Raw genomic sequence first — 19,805 nt, 5'->3', positions numbered from 1 at the left:
CCTAGGAAAGGAGATAGTAATGAAAAAAATATTTGCAACAAAACGCAATGTTTTCTTAGTGAGGTTGTTGTTCGGACAGATACCTTTGGTTGTTTCTACTTATCTATTTCTATCTCGTCAGTTTTTAAATTTTTCCGTAGTTCTCCAATTTCTTTTAGTAGTTATTAACTTGGCTTCTATTTTGGCTACTGTTTATCTCACTAGGGAAATGAGGATAAGAGAGTTTGAAGATGATGATTTGGTTAGTCCTAGAACCAATCAACTCATGTTCATCGGCTTGACAGGCTTTATGTCTATTATTTGTCTGTATAGAGGTATCACAGCAGTAGAATCCTATCAACAACTAATCGCCTATATTGGCGCTGCCCTCTGCTTAACTATCATGCTTCTGCTCATTTGGGGCTTGAAGTATTATAAAAAGTAGAGGTTAATGAAGTATAAAAGGGTAAGTGTTTTCAAAATGCTTACCTTTTTTAATGAAGTTTTTACAATTCAAGATGTTTTGATGACCATTTAAGATTTAGATGAATTTGTAATCTTAAATAAGGTAAGATAAATATATCAAATGTAAAGGAGTATTCTTATGAAGAATCAAAAGATAAAATCGCTATTACTTGTACCACTTGTATTTGCATCTATTACTACGGGTGTTGTATATGCAGAAGAACAGACTACTTCTTCCTCTATCCAGGCTAATGATAGTTCTGTTGTGGCACCAGATCTGCAATCGGGTACGGAAAATGTTGAGCATAAACCTTCCGTTGTAACTCCCGAAGAGTATGAGCAGAATGTTGCGGAATTTAAAAAGATAGATATTGAAGCCGTTCGTCAATCTTTTACAGAGGATCAATTGGAACATACTATATATTTTGGTAGAAAAACTTGTTCTCATTGTCGTCAATTTTCTCCTGAATTGAAAGAATTTAATAACTTAATTGAAAAGAAGTTAGAATATTATGATTTGGATGGTAAAGATTTTGACGGGGAAGCGAGAGAGTTTCTATTTAAAAAAGTCGGTATTCCAGGAACACCAACAATTTTGTATTTAAGAAACGGACGTCCGATATCTGGATGGGTTGGTGGCGGGGCAACTGCACAACAGGTTTATGATTATATGTACTCGAGAAACTCACCTAAGCAAACGGAAACAGTAGCATCTTCTGAGGATACAGTAACAGAAAGTGTCCGTGATGATAAAACAGGAGAGGTGGAGAATTCAAAGGAAAATTTAACTAATAATAGTGATAGTAGAGAACAATTGAAGAATAATATTCCTCCTTCTAACACTATAACTGTTCAGCCTGAAGATTTGGTAATGACAGATAAGAAGAAGCGAGGAGATACATCTAAGACAATCTCTGAAAATACTGATAAGTTACAAACTTCTTTATCCGAAGTTAAGGGGAATGATTCTGCCTCCCAAACCATTCATTTGAGCAAACAATTACTACCTAATACAGGAGAGGAAGAAAGTTACAATCTATTACGTATAGCTGTTGCACTCTTGATTACTTCAGGTATGATCAAGTGGAAACAAAGAGTTCATAAATAAAAATTTTTGCATCCTTATTTTGATGATTCTAAATAGGAGAGAGGTTGTGTTTATGGCCATTTTTAATAAATGTCATGCTGTGTTTGTTGGGTTTTTAGCCTTTATAATAGTTACTACAGTAGGCTATACCATCAATCAAGGAGATTTTTTTCAAAACGAGTACCTATTTATTATCGCAAAGACTTTCTGGATTTCACTGAGTGTTGCCTATGCGAAATGGTTTGATATGGTTTCGCTAAGAAGGTTAACGAAGAAAGAAATTCTACTTTTTATTGGAAGCTTTCTTATTTGTGTGCTGGTAAATATAGGTTATTATAGTTTTTTTACAGTATCTTCTGGTGCTGGATATCAACACCTTGAGGCTACTAGTACAGGAATTTCATTATCCTTTATTGCAAGCGTGACAGTTTTTGGGCCTATTCTGGAGGAATTTGTTTTCAGAGGTATCCTTCAAGGTGCGGTTTTTGAAAATTCTTGGTTGGGGCTTGTACTGACTGCCTCTCTCTTCTCTTTCATGCATGCACCTTATGATTTTCCTTCGTTTTTCTATTATCTATTTGGAGGTTTGATGCTGGGCTTTGCTTATAAGAAGAGTCAAAATCTATCGGTGCCTATCTTAGTCCATATCTGTTACAATTGTTTATCATTCTTCTAGTAGTTTTCAGTAGTTAAATTTACAAAGGAATGTAGAGGATGATCAGTTAGCGTCATAGTGACTAGGGAACTGACCTGGTAGATGTGAAATCAATAGATGGAGGAATCATATGAAAAAGTATGTGTATTTTTTAGATTTATTTGCCCGAGTTGTAGTGATATTGATATCGCTTGTTCTTTGTATAAGAGTACTCATGATTTCTAATGAACTCTGGAGAAATATTGTGGTATTGGTGAGTACTCCTGTTACGATCTATAGTCTGTTAAAACATAGACCAGGTAAGAAGAACATAAAAACCCTGTGAGAATCTTAAAAGAAAGATTAAAAAGATGCAAGCAAAATATAAAAATCAAATAGTAGAAGTTTGGGAAATTGGTAAAGATACTCCTAAACCAGATTGGGTAGAAGACGCCTTGCAAAAGAATTACATAGTATGGCTAGACAATCATGTCCGAATTTTAATGGCAGGACTTCAGTCTTCTCTTGCAACCAATCTCAAAATTGGCCTAGTCGGAACAGCAGGAGGAGGTTTTGCTGGTTATAGTATGTATGTCCTTGGCTATCCAGGAGATTATCTTGACCTCACAAATCATAGAGTGGTATCTGCCAAGGCTTTTCATCGAGACTATCAAGTTTTATAAAATGATTAGGTAGAAAAAAGATGATGGTCTCTCATTTTGAAAAGAATTGACTGCCTAGATGATGAAAAATATAAAGTTTTTAGCAGTAACAAAAGTACACAAGGGTAGATGTATTGGATTATCAAAGTCATGGTGATAGCTACCGAGACTGAATGCTGGAGGATTAAATGATAATTGTTGGCAGTTACGATAGCAAAGCCATTAGGGAGTTTCTATGAAAAAATATTCTATTCTTTTCAAAACTAGTGCAGTCCTTTCTTATTTGTTTTTGTTTTTCGGATTGTTTTGGACAACCCAATTTTGGAGAAATTATTGGGAGTTCTCGTCTTGGGTAGGAAATGTCATCTGGATTCGAAACATCATCAGCATTCTCTTTATCGGCCTGATGGTTTGGATTTTGATCAGGTTGGGTCATGCTTATCTCTTTTGTATCCCTAGGAAAAAGTGGCTGAGTTATTCTGTTCTGACGATGTTAGCAGCTATCGTTCTTATAAGCTTTAACTATCTGACAGCTAAACACGTTCAGGGGACAAACGAAAGTTGGAATTTGTTTATTGCCTATAGTGAGACCAATTTTGCGGAGTTTGGTGTTTACCTAACCTTAATCGTACTGGGACCTCTGATGGAAGAATTGGTATGTAGGGGGCTACTTCAACATGCCTTCTTTAAGAATTCAAGATGGGGACTGGATATTCTATTTCCGTCGGTTTTGTTCGCCTTACCCCATTTTTCAAGTTTTCCTAGTCTACTAGACATCCTGGTTTATACAGCAGTTGGATGTATATTTGGTGGTTTGACACGCTATACCAAGACTATCTATCCTTCTTACACGATTCATATTGTTAATAATATCATCGCAAACTTACCATTTTTGCTCACTTTTCTACATAGGGTCTTGGGGTAAAAAACCAAAAGGCTTGCTTTTCAGCCATAGAGGAGTTCATCATGTATAAACACTTATTTTTCCTAGATTCAAAAACCTTAGACTGGTTGACACCCTATATTCTAGATTTGGCTTCTGACACCATTGCCTTTAATGTTTTTGTGCTAACCTTTGTATCTGTGGTGGTCTTTTATTTCCTAAATCCCATGCTATCTTTAATGGCTATCTTCTTAGGGGCTGGCTATGTGGTCGGATTTTGGTTACTCAAATGGTTTGTTTTGGAAAGACTTGAGTTAAAGGATGATTTGTAGGAAGGTTTGTTTGTTGAGGAGGATAGTTTTATGGAGTTTTTTGATAAATTTCATGCCTTGTGTTTTGGATTTTTAGTACTAATAATCGTCATTACAGTTCCTTATACGATTAACCATGGGGATTTTTTTCAAAATGAACCTGCACTGATTATTGTAAGTCTTCTTGTAACCTTGCTGAGTGTTGCTTATGCTAGAAAGTTTGAAATGATTTCTTTTGGGATGTTAAGCAAGAAACAACTTTTACTTTTCATTGCAATCTTTCTTCTAAGTGTGCTTGAGACGCTAGTTTATATTCGTTTCTTCGCTGTTTCTTCTGGCGCAGGAGTTCAACACTTGGCGGAAGTCAGCAGAGGAATTTCCCTGTCTTTGATTTTGACTACCGCAGTTTTTGGACCCATCCAGGAGGAACTCATTTTCAGAGGACTTCTTCAGGGTGCGGTTTTTGATAATTCGTGGTTAGGGCTTGTTCTAACTTCCTCTCTCTTTTCTTTCATGCATGGACCTTCTAATGTCCCTTCGTTTATTTTTTATCTACTTGGGGGCTTGTTACTGGGCTTTGCTTATAAAAAGAGTCAAAATCTATGGGTTTCTACTCTAGTCCACATGTTTTACAACAGTTGGCCACTCTTATTTTATTTATAAAAACCATGAAAGGTAAGTAGGAGATTGTGCTTACCTTTTTCTTTCTATAATGATAACCCACCCCAGAGGCTTTTATTTGAGAATCAGGTCGGGACTGGTTGACGAATAAGCTAAAAACTAGTAGAATAGTAAGGAAACTTTATACGGAGGAAAGAAATGGACTTGGGTGATATTGAGCTAACGCTGACCCCTATACCTGGGAAAAGCGGAAAAGCTTATATGGGAAGCTACCCTGATGGGAAGCGCGTCTTTATTAAAATGAACACCTCTCCAATCCTACCTGGTTTAGCCAAGGAACAAATCGCTCCTCAATTATTATGGACTCGCCGTTTATCGGATGGGCGTGATATGTGTGCCCAAGAATGGTTGAATGGTAAAATTTTGACCCCTTATGATATGAATCGCAAGCAGATTATCAATATTTTGAGCCGCTTGCATCGTTCGCGTCCTTTGATGACGCAATTGACTCGTTTGGGCTATTCTTTAGAAACACCTTTTGACTTGCTTCAGGCTTGGTTAAAAGATGCTCCAGAATCCTTGAAGAACAATCAATATCTAAGAATGGTAGTAGAGGATTTGCGAGGAAGTTTGCCAAACTTTAGGGAAGATTATGCAACGATCGTTCATGGAGATGTACGACATAGTAATTGGATTGAGACAGAGAGCGGTCTTGTTTATTTAGTGGATTGGGATTCCGTTCGTTTAACGGATCGCATGTTTGATGTGGCGCATATGCTATGTCACTATATTCCAGACTATCAGTGGAAAGAGTGGTTGACTTATTACGGTTACAAATACAACCAAACAGTCATTAACAAACTATTTTGGTATGCTCAGTTATCCTTCTTGAGCCAGATTGCCAAATATTATACAAATGAAGATCTAGAAAATGTCAATCGGGAGATTTATGCCTTGCGCATCTTCCGTGACAAGTATGGAAAGAAGAGATGAGAGTTAGAAATCGTAAAGGGGCAACAGAATTACTAGAGGCTAATCCTCAGTATGTTGTCTTAAATCCTTTAGAAGCCAAAGGAAAATGGCGAGATTTATTTGGAAATGACAATCCTATCCATGTTGAGGTTGGTAGTGGTAAGGGAGCCTTTGTGTCAGGTATGGCCAAGCAAAACCCTAATATCAACTATATCGGGATTGATATTCAAAAGTCTGTTTTGAGTTATGCTTTGGACAAGGTCTTGGAAGTCGCTGTACCCAATATTAAGTTGTTGTGGGTTGATGGTTCTGATTTGACCGACTACTTTGAAGATGGTGAGATTGATCGCTTGTACCTAAACTTTTCAGATCCGTGGCCTAAAAAGCGTCATGAAAAGCGTCGTCTAACTTATAAGAGTTTCTTGGATACCTTCAAGCGTATCTTGCCTGAAAATGGAGAAATTCATTTCAAAACGGATAACCGTGGCTTGTTTGAATATAGCCTAGTGAGTTTTTCTCAATATGGCATGAAGCTCAATGGAGTTTGGTTAGATTTGCACGCCAGCGACTTTGAAGGCAATGTCATGACAGAATATGAAGAAAAATTCTCAAGTAAGGGTCAGGTCATCTATCGAGTTGAGGCTCAGTTTTAATGTAAAAAATATATCAATCAAAAACTCTATCATAACCAAAAAGTTAGATATATAATTTTATCAAGGGTTTAGTTCTGTACATAGAGCTAAGCCTTTTTAGTCTGATGTTAGGGTTCATTCGAGATTTTGGTAAGTGTATACTTGCAACCGGATAAGTGGTATAATGAAGGTGTTATGAGAAGAAGAATAAAACCGATTGTCGTCTATCTTTTCTTTTTCCTTGTGATAGGTGGTTTGATTTTTTCCGACCATCAACATCATAGACAAGTGGAGTCGCAAGTAGAAAAAACTGAGAAAACTACTCAAACTAGTGAAACAGAGAAGAATAAGGTTGTTGAAGAAAGATTAGTCTCGATGACTTTGGAAGAAAAAGTAGGCCAGTTGTTCTGGGCTAGGGTTCCTTCTAGTCATCAGCTAGAAGACCTTCATTCCTATCATTTTGGAGGTTATCTCTTGTTTGGGAGAGATTTTCAAGGACAAACCCTAGAGGATATGAAGGCTTTGACAGATCGCTACCAAGCTGCTTCAAAGATTCCTTTATTGATTGGTTCAGATGAAGAAGGCGGAACCGTGACTCGTATCAGTTCGATTTTAGAGACTCCTTTCCAATCTCCTTTGGAACTTTATCAAAAGGGTGGGATGGAGGCAATCCGTTCTGATACTAGGCAGAAGGCAGAGCTACTAAAATCTGTTGGTATCAATGCTGGACTCTTTCCAGTTGCAGATCTTGCCAGCAATCCATCAGCCTTCATCTATGATCGAACCATTGGACAAGATGCCCAAACGACTGCAAGTTATGTTGGGCAGGTTGTAACAGAACTTCAAAAAAACAAGGTTGGGTCAACCTTGAAGCATTTTCCTGGATATGGAGATAATGGAGACAGTCATACCGACATTATCCAAGACAATCGATCCTTGGATGAGTTAAGACAAGCGGATTTGCTACCTTTTCAAGCTGGCATAGATGCAGTGCGGATAGTGTTTTGGTTTCGCACAATATTCTATCCAAGATTGATACTGTTCCGTCATCGATCTCACCAAAAATCAATGATATTCTTCGCAAAGAACTCCACTTCAATGGAGTTATTATGACGGATGATCTCGATATGGCAGGATTGGCTGATTTTGTCAATCAGGATGAAGCTGCCCTTCAAGCAATTTTAGCGGGTAATGATTTGATTTTAGGATCTTCGTACCAAACTCAAATTCCTTATTTATTAAAGAAAGTCTCCTCAGGAGAGCTGACAGAAGAGCGTATTGATGAGTCTGTGAGACGTATTTTATCTTGGAAATATGACTTGGGGATATTAGGGACTTTGCAGTAAAGAGGGGAGATGACTAGAAAAGGATCAGCTGCTTGGATGCGGAACAGTTGATTTGTAAGGAATTCAGATTGCTTGGTAAAGTGATATCTTTCTATAAAATCGTGCAGAATTTTAAGAAAAAGCTTAAAATCAAGCCTTCTGAGTGCTTATGCTTTACATAAGTAGTCAAAAGTGCTATACTATAAGTAAGAATATGAGAAAGTGAGGCGGGGAAATATCTTCGCCTCTTGCTTATGAGGAGGTGGACGCAATCGCAACTATCGTAGAATTAGTCAGAGAAGTCGTAGAACCTGTCATTGAAGCTCCCTTTGAACTCGTTGATATCGAGTACGGAAAGATTGGCAGTGACATGATTCTTAGTATTTTTGTAGATAAACCAGAGGGAATTACCTTGAACGACACAGCGGACTTGACAGAGATTATCAGTCCTGTCCTAGATACTATCAAGCCAGATCCCTTCCCAGAACAATATTTCCTAGAAATCACCAGCCCAGGCTTGGAACGTCCTTTGAAAACCAAGGAAGCGGTCGCTGGAGCAGTCGGGAAATACATCCATGTTGGACTTTACCAAGCCATCGATAAGCAAAAGGTCTTTGAAGGAACCTTGCTAGCCTTTGAAGAGGATGAGTTGACTATGGAATATATGGACAAGACACGTAAGAAAACAGTCCAAATCCCATACAGTCTGGTATCGAAAGCACGTTTAGCAGTAAAATTATAGTAAAAGAAAGGAAGCTTTTGAAGATTCAAAAGTGAATAGAAGATGAGTAAAGAAATGCTAGAGGCCTTCCGCATTTTGGAAGAAGACAAGGGAATCAAAAAAGAAGACATCATTGATGCAGTGGTGGAATCACTTCGTTCAGCCTATCGCAGACGCTATGGGCAGTCTGATAGTGTAGCCATTGATTTCAACGAAAAGACAGGTGACTTTACAGTTTATACTGTTCGTGAAGTTGTTGATGAAGTATTTGATAGCCGTTTGGAAATCAGCTTGAAAGATGCTCTTGCCATTAACTCAGCTTACGAGCTTGGGGACAAGATTAAATTTGAAGAAGCACCAGGTGAGTTTGGTCGTGTAGCAGCTCAGTCTGCCAAACAAACCATCATGGAAAAAATGCGCAAGCAAACACGTGCCATTACCTACAATACTTACAAAGAGCATGAACAAGAAATCATGTCTGGTACGGTAGAACGATTTGACAACCGCTTTATCTATGTCAACCTTGGCAGCATCGAAGCACAATTGTCAAAACAAGACCAAATCCCTGGAGAAGTTTTTGCTTCTCATGATCGTATCGAAGTTTATGTCTACAAGGTTGAAGACAATCCTCGTGGTGTGAACGTATTTGTGAGCCGTAGCCATCCAGAAATGATTAAACGTTTGATGGAACAAGAAATTCCTGAGGTCTATGACGGAACTGTTGAAATCATGAGTGTTGCTCGTGAAGCAGGTGACCGTACTAAGGTTGCTGTTCGTAGCCACAATCCAAACGTGGATGCGATCGGGACAATCGTCGGACGTGGTGGTGCTAACATCAAGAAAATTACTAGCAAATTCCACCCAGCTCGCTACGATGCTAAGAGCGATCGTATGGTTCCAATCGAAGAAAACATCGACGTTATCGAATGGGTAGCCGATCCAGCTGAATTTATCTACAACGCTATTGCTCCTGCAGAAGTTGACCAAGTTATTTTTGATGAAAACGACAGCAAACGTGCCTTGGTTGTTGTTCCTGATAACAAGCTTTCTCTTGCGATTGGTCGTCGTGGACAAAACGTTCGTTTGGCAGCTCATTTGACTGGCTACCGTATCGATATCAAGTCTGCTAGTGAGTTTGAAGCCATGGAAGCAGCAGAACAAGCTGACCAGGTAGAAACAGACGAATTGGTCGAAGAATAAGAGCTGATCAGAGGAGGGAAGGATGAAAACTAGAAAAATCCCTTTGCGTAAGTCTGTTGTGTCTAATGAAGTGATTGATAAGCGTGACTTGCTCCGTATTGTCAAGAACAAAGAGGGACAGGTCTTTATCGACCCGACAGGCAAGGCTAATGGTCGTGGCGCTTATATCAAGCTAGACAATGCAGAAGCCCTTGAGGCCAAAAAGAAAAAAGTCTTTAACCGTAGCTTTAGTATGGAAGTTGAAGAAAGCTTTTATGACGAGTTGATTGCCTATGTCGATCACAAAGTGAAAAGAAGAGAGTTAGGACTTGAATAAACAAAAAATCGCCAATCTCTTGGGTCTTGCTCAGAGAGCAGGGAAAATCATCTCGGGTGAAGAAATGGTCGTCAAGGCTATCCAAGACCAGAAAGTAAAACTGGTATTTCTCGCCCATGATGCTGGTCCCAATCTGACCAAGAAGATTCAGGATAAAAGTCATTATTATCAAGTAGAAGTTATTACCGTGTTTTCAACACTGGAATTAAGCATAGCAGTCGGAAAATCAAGAAAAGTTTTGGCTGTCACAGATGCTGGATTTACAAAGAAAATGAGGTCTCTTATGGAATAGAAGAGGAGGACATGATTTGTCTAAGAAAAGATTGTACGAAATCGCAAAAGAACTTGGAAAAGAAAGTAAAGAAGTTGTAGCGCGTGCAAAAGAGTTGGGCTTGGATGTAAAAAGCCACTCATCAAGTGTGGAAGAAGCTGTCGCTGCAAAAATCGCTGCCAGCTTTAAGTCTGCTGCTCCGAAAGTAGAAGCAAAACCTGTAGCACCAAAAGCAAGTACAGAAAAGAAAGCCGAAAAATCTGAGCCAGCTAAACCAGCTGTAGCTAAGGAAGAGGTAAAACCAGCAGCAGCGGTTGCCCCTAAAGAAGAAAGAGTGGCACCAGTAAAACCGCAGAGTCGAAACTTTAAGGCTGAGCGTGAAGCTCGTGCAAAAGAGCAGGCTGAACGACGCAAGCAAAATAAGGGCAATAACCGTGACCAACAACAAAACGGAAACCGTCAAAAAAATGATAACCGTAATGGTGGTAAACAAGGTCAAGGCAATCGCGACAATCGTCGCTTTAATGATCAAGGAAAAAAACAACAAGGTCAGCAAAATCGCGGAAATGATCGCCGCAAGCAAGAGGACAGACGTCCAAATCAAGCAGGCCCACGTGTTGACTTTAAAGCCCGTGCAGCTGCTCTAAAGGCAGAGCAAAATGCAGAATATGCTCGTTCAAGTGAGGAACGCTTCAAGCAAACTCAAGCTGCTAAAGAAGCCTTGGCCCAAGCAAACAAACGCAAGGAACCTGAGGAAATCTTTGAAGAAGCTGCTAAGTTAGCTGAACAAGCGCAGCCAGTTCAACCAGTGGTTGAAGTTGCTCCTACAGCTAAAGAACCTGTAGTGGATACACGTCGTAAGAAACAAGCCCGACCAGACAAAGATCGTGATGATTACGATCACGAAGAAGATGGTCCTAGAAAACAACAAAAGAATCGAAGTAGTCAAAATCAAGTGAGAAATCAAAGAAATAGTAACTGGAACAATAACAAAAAGAATAAAAAAGGCAATAACAAAAATAACCGTAATCAGGCACCAAAACCTGTTACAGAGCGTAAGTTCCATGAATTGCCAACAGAATTTGAATATACAGATGGTATGACCGTTGCGGAAATCGCAAAACGTATCAAACGCGAACCAGCTGAGATTGTTAAGAAACTCTTCATGATGGGTGTGATGGCGACACAAAACCAGTCCTTGGACGGTGAAACAATCGAACTCCTCATGGTAGATTACGGTATTGATGCGAAACAAAAGGTTGAAGTCGACAATGCTGATATTGAACGTTTCTTTGCTGAAGAGGGTTATCTCAATGAAGATGAACTCGTAGAGCGTCCACCAGTTGTAACGATCATGGGACACGTTGACCATGGTAAAACAACCCTTTTGGATACCCTTCGTAATTCTCGTGTTGCAACAGGTGAAGCCGGTGGTATCACTCAGCATATCGGTGCCTATCAGATTGAGGAAAATGGTAAGAAGATTACCTTCCTTGATACACCAGGACACGCAGCCTTTACCTCTATGCGTGCGCGTGGTGCCTCTGTTACCGATATTACCATCTTGGTCGTAGCGGCAGATGACGGGGTAATGCCTCAAACTATCGAAGCCATCAACCACTCAAAAGCTGCTAATGTTCCAATCATCGTAGCCATCAACAAAATCGATAAACCAGGTGCCAACCCAGAACGTGTGATCGGTGAATTGGCTGAACACGGTGTTATGTCAACTGCCTGGGGTGGAGATTCTGAGTTTGTAGAAATCTCAGCTAAATTCAACCAAAATATCGATGAACTCTTGGAAACTGTTCTACTTGTGGCTGAAATCCAAGAACTCAAAGCAGATCCAACAGTTCGTGCCATTGGTACTGTTATTGAAGCTCGTTTGGATAAAGGAAAAGGTGCAGTTGCGACCCTCCTTGTCCAACAAGGTACTTTGAACGTTCAAGATCCAATCGTTGTCGGAAATACTTTCGGACGTGTCCGTGCTATGACCAACGACCTCGGACGTCGTGTGAAGGTCGCAGGCCCATCAACACCAGTATCGATCACTGGTTTGAACGAAGCGCCAATGGCGGGTGACCACTTTGCTGTTTACGAAGATGAAAAATCTGCGCGTGCAGCTGGTGAAGAACGTGCCAAACGTGCTCTTATGAAGCAACGTCAAGCTACTCAACGAGTTAGCCTTGAAAACCTCTTTGATACCCTTAAAGCAGGAGAACTCAAGTCAGTTAACGTCATCATCAAAGCCGACGTACAAGGTTCTGTTGAAGCTCTCTCTGCATCACTTCAAAAGATTGATGTGGAAGGCGTTAAAGTGACCATTGTTCACTCAGCAGTTGGTGCTATCAATGAATCTGACGTGACTCTTGCCGAAGCTTCAAATGCCTTTATCGTTGGTTTCAACGTGCGTCCTACACCACAAGCTCGTCAACAAGCAGAAGCTGACGATGTAGAAATCCGTCTCCACAGCATCATCTACAAGGTGATTGAAGAGATGGAAGAAGCCATGAAAGGGATGCTTGACCCAGAATTTAAAGAAAAAATTATTGGTGAAGCGATCATCCGCGAAACCTTCAAGGTATCTAAAGTGGGAACAATCGGAGGATTCATGGTTACCAGCGGTAAAGTTACCCGTGACTCTAAAGTTCGTGTCATCCGTGATGGTGTTGTTATTTACGATGGTGCTCTAGCTAGCTTGAAACACTATAAAGATGACGTTAAAGAAGTTACAAACGGCCGTGAAGGTGGTCTCATGATTGACGGCTACAATGATATCCAGATGGATGATGTGATTGAAGCCTACATCATGGAAGAAATCAAGAGATAATAGAGAAACGATAGCCGATTTGACTCGTCGTCAACAGTGCCTTGATGAACCCGTAGTTCTATCTAAGGCTTGTTTCCTAGATTCAAATGGCTCTAGTTCCTCTATCTACTAGACAAAGCTAGGTCTGCTGGCCTAGCTTTTGATTCAATTGAGAGAAAGGAAAAAAGCATGGCAAATCATTTCCGTACGGATCGTGTGGGCATGGAGATCAAGCGCGAAGTCAATGAGATTTTGCAAAAGAAAGTCCGTGATCCACGTGTCCAAGGTGTGACTATCACTGATGTTCAGATGCTAGGTGACTTGTCTGTTGCTAAGGTCTACTACACTATTTTGAGTAACCTGGCTTCAGATAATAAAAAAGCTCAAGTTGGACTTGAAAAAGCAACTGGTACTATCAAACGTGAACTTGGTCGCAATTTGAAATTGTACAAAATTCCAGACTTAACTTTCGTCAAAGACGAATCCATCGAATATGGAAACAAGATTGACGAGATGCTACGCAATCTGGATAAACATTAAGCAGAAAGAGGGGCAACCCTCTTTTTTGTGGCTATAAGTCGGTCATTGTCTAGTCAGATTATATAAATAGAAATTCAGAAAATAAAATAAATCTTGAAAATATCATTTATTCCATAAATATGATAAGATAAAGCTTGATATGAATGAAAAATGGAGATAGAGATGGCTAAAGAAGATGTGGCGATGCAAGTGTTGCAACAGGTAGTAAAACTTCCTGTCGTTAAAGTGAACCGGTCAAAATTTTTAATGGACAAATTCTCTAAGGAAGTGGCTTCAAAGGATATTCCTAGATTATTGGAAGAAGGGCCGACAGCTTTATTACCTCAGGAAACCTTAGATCGAGTAGCTAATGCATGTATTAGAGATAATGTATTGCTAGCAAGTGGAACATCTGTTTTGGCTGGATTACCTGGAGGTATTGCCATGGCCGTTACAATTCCGACAGATGTAGCCCAGTTTTACGCATTTTCACTGAAACTAGCTCAGGAGCTAGGCTATATTTACGGCTATGATGATCTCTGGGCTTCGCGAAATGAGCTGAGCGAAGAAGCTAAAAATACCCTCTTGCTCTATCTGGGAGTGATGTTGGGAGTAAATGGTGCGGGCGCTCTCCTTCGTTCTGGTGGTGTTACAGTTGCTAAGCAAGTGATGAAAATTGTAAACAAAAAGGCTTTGACAAAGACTCTTTGGTATCCAATTTTGGAAAAAGTTCTGAAAATCTTTGGAGTGAATCTGACCAAGGGAGGATTGGCTAAGGGGATGGGGAAAGTTATTCCTATCTTAGGTGGAGTCCTATCAGGTGGCTTAACCTTTGCGACCATGAAACCCATGGGAGAAAGATTGCAAAAAGAATTGTCCAAATTGATTAACTACGATGAAGCACAATATCAAAGAGATGTTGCCACTATCCGAAAAGAAGTGGAAATCATAGAAGGAGATTGACATGGGGATCATAACAGTACTGGCCAAAACCTACGGTAATTATCTTCTAACAAGGCAAGCTTTAAAAGTTGCAGAAACCATAAAAAAAGATGAAAACACAGTCGTTAGTTTGGGAAAATTATTTCTCGTAGATAAGCTTATGGATACAGCTACTTGGTTGATGAAGCCGGAGGATAAAGAATGAAATCTTTTTGGAGGCTCTTCACTCTTCTTTTTATAACACCAATTGTTGGTTTGATAAAAATTCTCTGGTTTCTAATCTCTTTCGCCTTCCAATTACTGTTCTATAAGATTCTTTTCAAGATAATAGATTGGTTTTTCAAACTTCTCTGATGATCATGGTAAGGATAAGACTTTGAGGTTTTACTAGGAAAAGTCTATATAATTGGAAATAATGAAATTATACGAAATAAACTAGCAAGTCTTCTACTGCTAGTTTTTTAATCTTTGCCCTTGTGGTATAATAAAAAAGAAAAAACTGTTAGAGAATATGATGGAGGTTATGATGGACAATATCATTGATGTATCTATTCCTGTTGCGGAAGTTGTGGACAAGCATCCAGAAGTTTTAGATATCCTAGTAGAACTCGGTTTTAAACCTCTTGCAAATCCATTGATGCGAAATACAGTCGGACGAAAAGTATCGCTCAAACAGGGGTCTAAACTGGAGGGAACCCCTATGGATAAGATTGTACGCACACTTGAAGCAAATGGTTATGAAGTGATTGGAATAGACTAATGGCAGATGAACGTATTTATATCCTACGGGATATTTTATTAGAATTGCATAATGGAGCCTCCCCTGAATCCGTTCAGGAACGCTTTGATGCAACCTTTACAGGTGTATCAGCTATCGAGATTTCTCTCATGGAGCACGAGTTGATGAACTCGGACTCAGGTGTGACATTTGAAGACGTCATGGAGCTCTGTGATGTCCATGCCAATCTCTTTAAGAATGCTGTTAAGGGTGTCGAAGTTGAAGATACAGAGCATCCAGGTCATCCTGTGCGTGTTTTTAAGGATGAAAATCTAGCCCTCCGTGCTGCCTTGATTCGTGTTCGAAGATTGTTAGACACATATGAGTCTATGGAAGATGAGGAAATGCTTGCAGAGATGCGTAAGGGGTTGGTTCGTCAGATGGGGCTTGTAGGTCAGTTTGACCGTCACTACCAGCGCAAAGAAGAACTCTTCTTTCCTATCATGGAGCGTTATGGACATGATTCTCCTCCAAAAGTCATGTGGGGAGTCGATGACCAGATTAGGGAACTCTATCAAAAAGCCTTGGGGACAGTTAGGTCACTACCAGAAGCATCCATTAGTATTGTAAAGGCAGATTTTGAGGCTTTTGCGACTGAATTTGAGAGTATGATTTTCAAGGAAGAGTCCATCCTCCTCATGATTCTGCTCGAATCCTTCACCCAGGATGACTGGATTCAGATTGCTGAGGAAAGTGATGCCTATGGATATGCTATTATCCGTCCGTCTGAGAAATGGGTTCCTGAGCGTCAAAATTTTGTTGAGGAGAAAAGTGTAGAAGAACCAAGTCAGCCAGAAACTGTAGATGGACAAGTTCAGCAAGTGATCGATACGCCAGAGGGTCAGTTTACTATCACCTTTACACTTAAGGAAAAGAAAGCAGTGATGGACCGAAATAGTCAGCAGGCTTTTGGAAATGGCTATCTTTCAGTTGAACAAGCTAATCTTATCCTCAACCACTTGCCTATGGAGATTACATTTGTTAATAAGGATGATATCTTCCAGTATTACAATGACAATACGCCAGCAGATGAGATGATTTTCAAGCGGACACCGTCTCAAGTTGGGCGCAATGTTGAGCTATGTCATCCACCAAAATATTTTGAGAAAGTCAAAGCGATTATGCAAGGTCTTCGTGAAGGGAAAAAAGACAAGTACGAGATGTGGTTCAAGTCCGAGTCACGGGGCAAGTTTGTCCATATCACTTATGCTGCTGTATACGATGAAAATGGAGAATTTCAAGGAGTATTGGAGTATGTTCAGGATATCCAGCCTTACCGTGAGATTGATACAGATTATTATCGAGGAATAGAATAAGGAGAAACAATGAGTTACGAACAAGAATTTATGAAGGAATTTGAAGCCTGGGTTAATACCCAAATCATGATTAATGATATGGCGCTCAAGGAAAGCCAAAAGGTCTATGAAGAAGATCAAGATGAGCGTGCTAAAGATGCCATGATTCGCTATGAAAGCCGCTTAGATGCCTACCAGTTCTTGCTAGGCAAGTTTGAAAATTTTAAGGCAGGCAAGGATTTCCATGATTTACCAGAAGGTTTATTTGGTGAGAGACATTATTAAGAGCTATAAAAAAAGTGTGGTCTATAAACCGCACTTTTTACATATGATGGGTATGCTTGGTAATCCATTGTTCTGTTTTTATTTTTAACCAAAATGAATAGATTCCAAGAGTGATAATCGTCAGTAAGAACCATTTGATCCAATTTCCAAATAACTGGGCGCCAGTTCCATCAAAATATAAACGTTGACCATCGATGACAGTATGTCGGACTTTCCAATCTTGCATAAAACAAACGGCCCAAGGTGTGGCAATTCCTAGAGTTAAGGCGATGATGAAAAAAGCGACAATTGAGTGTCCGATAAAGCTGAGTAATCCCCGTCAAAATAACTTTATTTGTTCATATAGAGTCTCCTTAGAATTTTATGGATAAGTAAATCATTACTTTGAGGTATTGTACCATAGGAGGAGATAGGAATCAATATTTCTTGAAATGAGGCACTATAGTTCAAACGAAAATAGCATTCACGATTTGTCCTACTTATCTTTTTGTGTTACAATGTTAGCATGAAAACGAAAAATATTATTAAAACAGGTTTAGTCGTGGTAGGGCTTGGAGCACTTGCCTTTGGTGCTAAGAAAGTCGCTGATGATCACAAACTCATGAAGACACAGGAAGAGTTAACTGCTATTGTGCGTGACTATTTCTCAGAAATGGGTGAGATTGGAACTCTCTATGTCCAAGTGTACGAAAGTAGCTTAGAACGTCTTGTTGGTGGTGTTATTTTTGAAGATGGTCGTCACTATACCTTTGTCTACGAAGATGAAGATCTCATCTACGAGGAGGAAGTCTTATGATTTCTCCTAAGAGTATAGAAGAATTAGCAAATCTAGTAGAACAGGATGGCAAGAAGGTCCTCCTTTTTGTTGCGGATTGGTGTGGCGATTGTCGCTATATCTATCCAGCTCTGCCAGAGATTGAAGAGACCAATCCAGAGTTTACCTTTATACGAGTAGACCGAGATGAGTACATGGAACTTGCAAAACTATGGGATGTATACGGGATTCCAAGTCTAATTGTCTTAGATAAGGACAAGGAGATTGGACGCTTTGTTAATCGTGACCGTAAAACCAAGGCACAAATAAACGACTTTTTAGCAGAATTAAAATAGGAGAAAAGAAAGAATGATTTTTACATATAACAAAGAACATGTCGGTGATGTCCTTATGGTCATCGTGAAAAACAGTGGCGATGCCAAACTAGATGTTGAGCGTAAAGGCAATGTGGCACGTGTTTTCCTAAAGGAAACTGGTGAAACTGTTGCTTGGAATATTTTTGAAGTTTCTAGCATGTTTGAAATCGCTGAGCGCGGGCAAGTCTTTTTAACTGACGACCAAGTAGCACGTTTGAATCAAGAATTGCAGGCTCAAGGATTTGCTGAGGAAATCATCAATGACAAGGAACCAAAATTTGTGGTTGGAGAAATTGTAGAAATGGTTGCGCATCCAGATAGTGACCACCTCAATATCTGTCAAGTTGCTGTTGGGAATGATAAAACAGTACAAATCGTGGCAGGTGCTCCAAATGCGCGTCTTGGTTTGAAAACCATTGTAGCTCTTCCAGGAGCTATGATGCCAAAAGGCAATCTCATTTTCCCAGGGGAACTTCGTGGTGAAAAGAGTTTTGGCATGATGTGTAGTCCTCGTGAATTGCATTTGCCAAATGCTCCACAAAAACGTGGTGTCATTGAATTGTCCGAAGACCAAGTTGTTGGAACTCCATTTGACCCAGCAAAACACTGGACAGCTTAAATTTGTTAAGTTAGATAGGAGAAAGTAAGATGGCAAAAAATGTTGTGATAACAGGTGCAACATCAGGTATTGGTGAAGCTATTGCGCGTGCCTATCTAGAAAAAGGTGAGAATATCGTTCTTACGGGACGTCGAACAGAAAGACTCGAAGTCCTAAAAAACGAGTTTGCGGCAACCTTTCCAAATCAAAAAGTTTGGACCTTTCCTTTAGATGTTACGGATATGCGCATGGTTAAGACTGTCTGTTCAGATATTCTAAAAACTGTGGGTCAGATTGATATATTGGTCAATAACGCTGGACTTGCTTTAGGCTTAGCTCTCTATCAGGATTATGAAGAGTGGGATATGCTGACCATGCTGGATACCAATGTCAAGGGCCTGATGGCTGTTACTCGTTGTCTCTTGCCTTCTATGGTGACTGCAAATCAAGGCCATATCATTAATATGGGTTCAACCGCAGGTATTTACGCTTACGCTGGTGCAGCAGTCTATTCAGCAACCAAGGCTGCAGTCAAAACCTTTTCAGATGGACTACGGATTGATACCATTGCGACTGATATCAAGGTGACAACCATTCAGCCTGGTATTGTAGAGACTGATTTTTCAAAAGTCCGTTTCCATGGAGATGAGGCACGGGCTGCGACGGTCTATCAGGGGCTCGAAGCCTTGCAAGCTCAGGATATTGCAGACACAGTAGTCTATGTGACCAGCCAACCTCGCCGTGTGCAGATTACAGATATGACCATAATGGCCAATCAACAGGCGACAGGATTTATGGTTCATAAAAAGTAAAAAATTTCCTCGAAAGTTACAAATTTCTGTAACTTTTTTTGATTTCCTACGAATAGATAAGTAGGAGGAAGAAAATATGTATAATAAAGTTATCATGATTGGGCGTTTAACGTCTACACCAGAATTGCACAAAACCAACAATGACAAGTCGGTAGCGCGAGCAACTATCGCTGTGAACCGTCGTTACAAAGACCAAAACGGGGAACGCGAAGCCGATTTTGTTAATATGGTCCTATGGGGCAGACTAGCAGAAAGCTTGGCAAGCTACGCAACTAAAGGTAGTCTTATCTCTGTGGATGGAGAATTGCGTACTCGTCGCTTTGAGAAAAATGGCCAGATGAACTACGTGACCGAAGTTCTTGCCACAGGATTCCAACTCTTGGAAAGTCGTGCTCAACGTGCCATGCGTGAAAATAATGCAGGACAGGATTTGGCAGATTTGGTTTTGGAAGAGGAGGAACTTCCATTTTAAAATGACAAGAGTTTGAGAGTTTTCTCCAACTCTTTTTATGCTATAAATCAGACTTTTTTCTTGACTATTTTTGACCAAGTGATAC

Annotated in this window: 26 protein-coding genes and 1 pseudogene; 26 read left to right on the top strand and 1 reads right to left on the bottom strand. The window is 39.9% G+C overall.

Going from position 1 to position 19,805, the window contains the following annotated elements; all coding sequences use genetic code 11:
* Positions 1-19: 19 nt before the first annotated feature.
* The 21 genes and pseudogenes from RQ973_RS02475 (at position 20) to RQ973_RS02375 (ending at position 16,707) form a co-directional block, all read left to right on the top strand.
* Positions 20-424, top strand: a complete 405-nt coding sequence (locus tag RQ973_RS02475) for an immunity protein (RefSeq protein ID WP_311522634.1) — start codon at positions 20-22, stop codon at positions 422-424.
* Positions 425-583: 159 nt separating this feature from the next.
* Positions 584-1,552, top strand: a complete 969-nt coding sequence (locus RQ973_RS02470) for a thioredoxin domain-containing protein (RefSeq protein WP_061862675.1) — start codon at positions 584-586, stop codon at positions 1,550-1,552.
* A gap of 52 nt (positions 1,553-1,604) precedes the next feature.
* Positions 1,605-2,207, top strand: coding sequence for a type II CAAX endopeptidase family protein (locus RQ973_RS02465; RefSeq protein WP_311522633.1), 603 nt, complete (start codon positions 1,605-1,607; stop codon positions 2,205-2,207).
* A 329-nt stretch (positions 2,208-2,536) separates the two neighbouring features.
* Positions 2,537-2,848, top strand: coding sequence for a role in replication (locus RQ973_RS02460; protein ID WP_311522632.1), 312 nt, complete (start codon positions 2,537-2,539; stop codon positions 2,846-2,848).
* Between the two features lie 214 nt (positions 2,849-3,062).
* The gene (locus tag RQ973_RS02455; RefSeq protein ID WP_311522631.1) at positions 3,063-3,752 is read left to right on the top strand and encodes a type II CAAX endopeptidase family protein; all 690 of its coding nucleotides are present in this window, start codon (positions 3,063-3,065) and stop codon (positions 3,750-3,752) included.
* Between the two features lie 41 nt (positions 3,753-3,793).
* Positions 3,794-4,042 carry an immunity protein BlpZ gene (gene blpZ, locus RQ973_RS02450; protein ID WP_042900368.1) on the top strand — a complete coding sequence of 83 codons (249 nt, stop codon included), beginning with the start codon at positions 3,794-3,796 and terminating at the stop codon, positions 4,040-4,042.
* A 30-nt stretch (positions 4,043-4,072) separates the two neighbouring features.
* A complete protein-coding gene (locus RQ973_RS02445; protein ID WP_311522630.1) occupies positions 4,073-4,684 on the top strand; it encodes a type II CAAX endopeptidase family protein in 612 nt (203 codons plus the stop codon).
* A gap of 156 nt (positions 4,685-4,840) precedes the next feature.
* The gene (gene ccrZ, locus RQ973_RS02440; RefSeq protein ID WP_000362994.1) at positions 4,841-5,635 is read left to right on the top strand and encodes a cell cycle regulator CcrZ; all 795 of its coding nucleotides are present in this window, start codon (positions 4,841-4,843) and stop codon (positions 5,633-5,635) included.
* The gene (gene trmB / locus RQ973_RS02435; RefSeq protein WP_311522629.1) at positions 5,632-6,267 is read left to right on the top strand and encodes a tRNA (guanosine(46)-N7)-methyltransferase TrmB; all 636 of its coding nucleotides are present in this window, start codon (positions 5,632-5,634) and stop codon (positions 6,265-6,267) included. Before ccrZ ends, trmB begins: the two co-directional genes overlap by 4 nt.
* Before the next feature lie 174 nt (positions 6,268-6,441).
* A pseudogene (locus tag RQ973_RS02430) lies at positions 6,442-7,592 on the top strand (glycoside hydrolase family 3 protein).
* 241 nt (positions 7,593-7,833) lie between these two features.
* Positions 7,834-8,313, top strand: coding sequence for a ribosome maturation factor RimP (rimP, locus tag RQ973_RS02425; RefSeq protein WP_000338687.1), 480 nt, complete (start codon positions 7,834-7,836; stop codon positions 8,311-8,313).
* A 42-nt stretch (positions 8,314-8,355) separates the two neighbouring features.
* Positions 8,356-9,492, top strand: a complete 1,137-nt coding sequence (nusA, locus tag RQ973_RS02420) for a transcription termination factor NusA (protein WP_000032287.1) — start codon at positions 8,356-8,358, stop codon at positions 9,490-9,492.
* Between the two features lie 22 nt (positions 9,493-9,514).
* Entirely contained in the window at positions 9,515-9,808 is a 294-nt protein-coding gene (rnpM, locus tag RQ973_RS02415) for an RNase P modulator RnpM (RefSeq protein ID WP_000857562.1), read from the top strand.
* Positions 9,801-10,100, top strand: a complete 300-nt coding sequence (locus RQ973_RS02410) for a YlxQ-related RNA-binding protein (RefSeq protein ID WP_223140590.1) — start codon at positions 9,801-9,803, stop codon at positions 10,098-10,100. Before rnpM ends, RQ973_RS02410 begins: the two co-directional genes overlap by 8 nt.
* Positions 10,101-10,116: 16 nt before the next feature.
* Positions 10,117-12,909 carry a translation initiation factor IF-2 gene (gene infB, locus RQ973_RS02405; protein ID WP_311522628.1) on the top strand — a complete coding sequence of 931 codons (2,793 nt, stop codon included), beginning with the start codon at positions 10,117-10,119 and terminating at the stop codon, positions 12,907-12,909.
* A 168-nt stretch (positions 12,910-13,077) separates the two neighbouring features.
* Positions 13,078-13,428 carry a 30S ribosome-binding factor RbfA gene (gene rbfA / locus RQ973_RS02400; protein ID WP_311522627.1) on the top strand — a complete coding sequence of 117 codons (351 nt, stop codon included), beginning with the start codon at positions 13,078-13,080 and terminating at the stop codon, positions 13,426-13,428.
* A gap of 162 nt (positions 13,429-13,590) precedes the next feature.
* The gene (locus RQ973_RS02395; protein WP_070460198.1) at positions 13,591-14,370 is read left to right on the top strand and encodes a hypothetical protein; all 780 of its coding nucleotides are present in this window, start codon (positions 13,591-13,593) and stop codon (positions 14,368-14,370) included.
* A gap of 1 nt (position 14,371) precedes the next feature.
* Positions 14,372-14,554: a hypothetical protein gene (locus RQ973_RS02390; protein ID WP_049504271.1), complete on the top strand. Its 183-nt coding sequence runs from the start codon at positions 14,372-14,374 to the stop codon at positions 14,552-14,554.
* Positions 14,555-14,875: 321 nt separating this feature from the next.
* The gene (locus tag RQ973_RS02385) at positions 14,876-15,109 is read left to right on the top strand and encodes a DUF1858 domain-containing protein (RefSeq protein ID WP_000368731.1); all 234 of its coding nucleotides are present in this window, start codon (positions 14,876-14,878) and stop codon (positions 15,107-15,109) included.
* Positions 15,109-16,443, top strand: a complete 1,335-nt coding sequence (locus tag RQ973_RS02380) for a DUF438 domain-containing protein (protein WP_311522625.1) — start codon at positions 15,109-15,111, stop codon at positions 16,441-16,443. Before RQ973_RS02385 ends, RQ973_RS02380 begins: the two co-directional genes overlap by 1 nt.
* A gap of 9 nt (positions 16,444-16,452) precedes the next feature.
* A complete protein-coding gene (locus RQ973_RS02375; RefSeq protein WP_049527031.1) occupies positions 16,453-16,707 on the top strand; it encodes a DUF1912 family protein in 255 nt (84 codons plus the stop codon).
* Positions 16,708-16,744: 37 nt separating this feature from the next.
* Here the strand turns inward: RQ973_RS02375 and RQ973_RS02370 are convergent, their stop codons facing one another.
* Positions 16,745-17,008 (bottom strand): DUF898 family protein, encoded by a 264-nt coding sequence (locus RQ973_RS02370; RefSeq protein WP_311522644.1) that lies wholly within the window; start codon positions 17,006-17,008, stop codon positions 16,745-16,747.
* A gap of 204 nt (positions 17,009-17,212) precedes the next feature.
* On the opposite strand from RQ973_RS02370, the gene RQ973_RS02365 reads away from it, so the two are divergent.
* From RQ973_RS02365 to RQ973_RS02345, 5 genes are all read left to right on the top strand, one after another.
* Positions 17,213-17,503: a DUF4651 domain-containing protein gene (locus RQ973_RS02365; RefSeq protein ID WP_311522624.1), complete on the top strand. Its 291-nt coding sequence runs from the start codon at positions 17,213-17,215 to the stop codon at positions 17,501-17,503.
* Positions 17,500-17,817, top strand: a complete 318-nt coding sequence (locus RQ973_RS02360) for a thioredoxin family protein (protein ID WP_075227609.1) — start codon at positions 17,500-17,502, stop codon at positions 17,815-17,817. Before RQ973_RS02365 ends, RQ973_RS02360 begins: the two co-directional genes overlap by 4 nt.
* A 13-nt stretch (positions 17,818-17,830) precedes the next feature.
* Entirely contained in the window at positions 17,831-18,457 is a 627-nt protein-coding gene (gene ytpR / locus RQ973_RS02355) for a YtpR family tRNA-binding protein (RefSeq protein WP_311522623.1), read from the top strand.
* 29 nt (positions 18,458-18,486) lie between these two features.
* Positions 18,487-19,248 carry an SDR family NAD(P)-dependent oxidoreductase gene (locus RQ973_RS02350; protein WP_311522622.1) on the top strand — a complete coding sequence of 254 codons (762 nt, stop codon included), beginning with the start codon at positions 18,487-18,489 and terminating at the stop codon, positions 19,246-19,248.
* A gap of 76 nt (positions 19,249-19,324) precedes the next feature.
* Positions 19,325-19,720 (top strand): single-stranded DNA-binding protein, encoded by a 396-nt coding sequence (locus RQ973_RS02345; protein ID WP_049549642.1) that lies wholly within the window; start codon positions 19,325-19,327, stop codon positions 19,718-19,720.
* Positions 19,721-19,805 lie beyond the last annotated feature (85 nt).

Source organism: uncultured Streptococcus sp., from assembly GCF_963511325.1.
Lineage (GTDB): Bacteria > Bacillota > Bacilli > Lactobacillales > Streptococcaceae > Streptococcus.
Note: the sequence above shows the minus strand (reverse complement) of the source record. Positions and strands in the feature narration are given on the sequence as shown.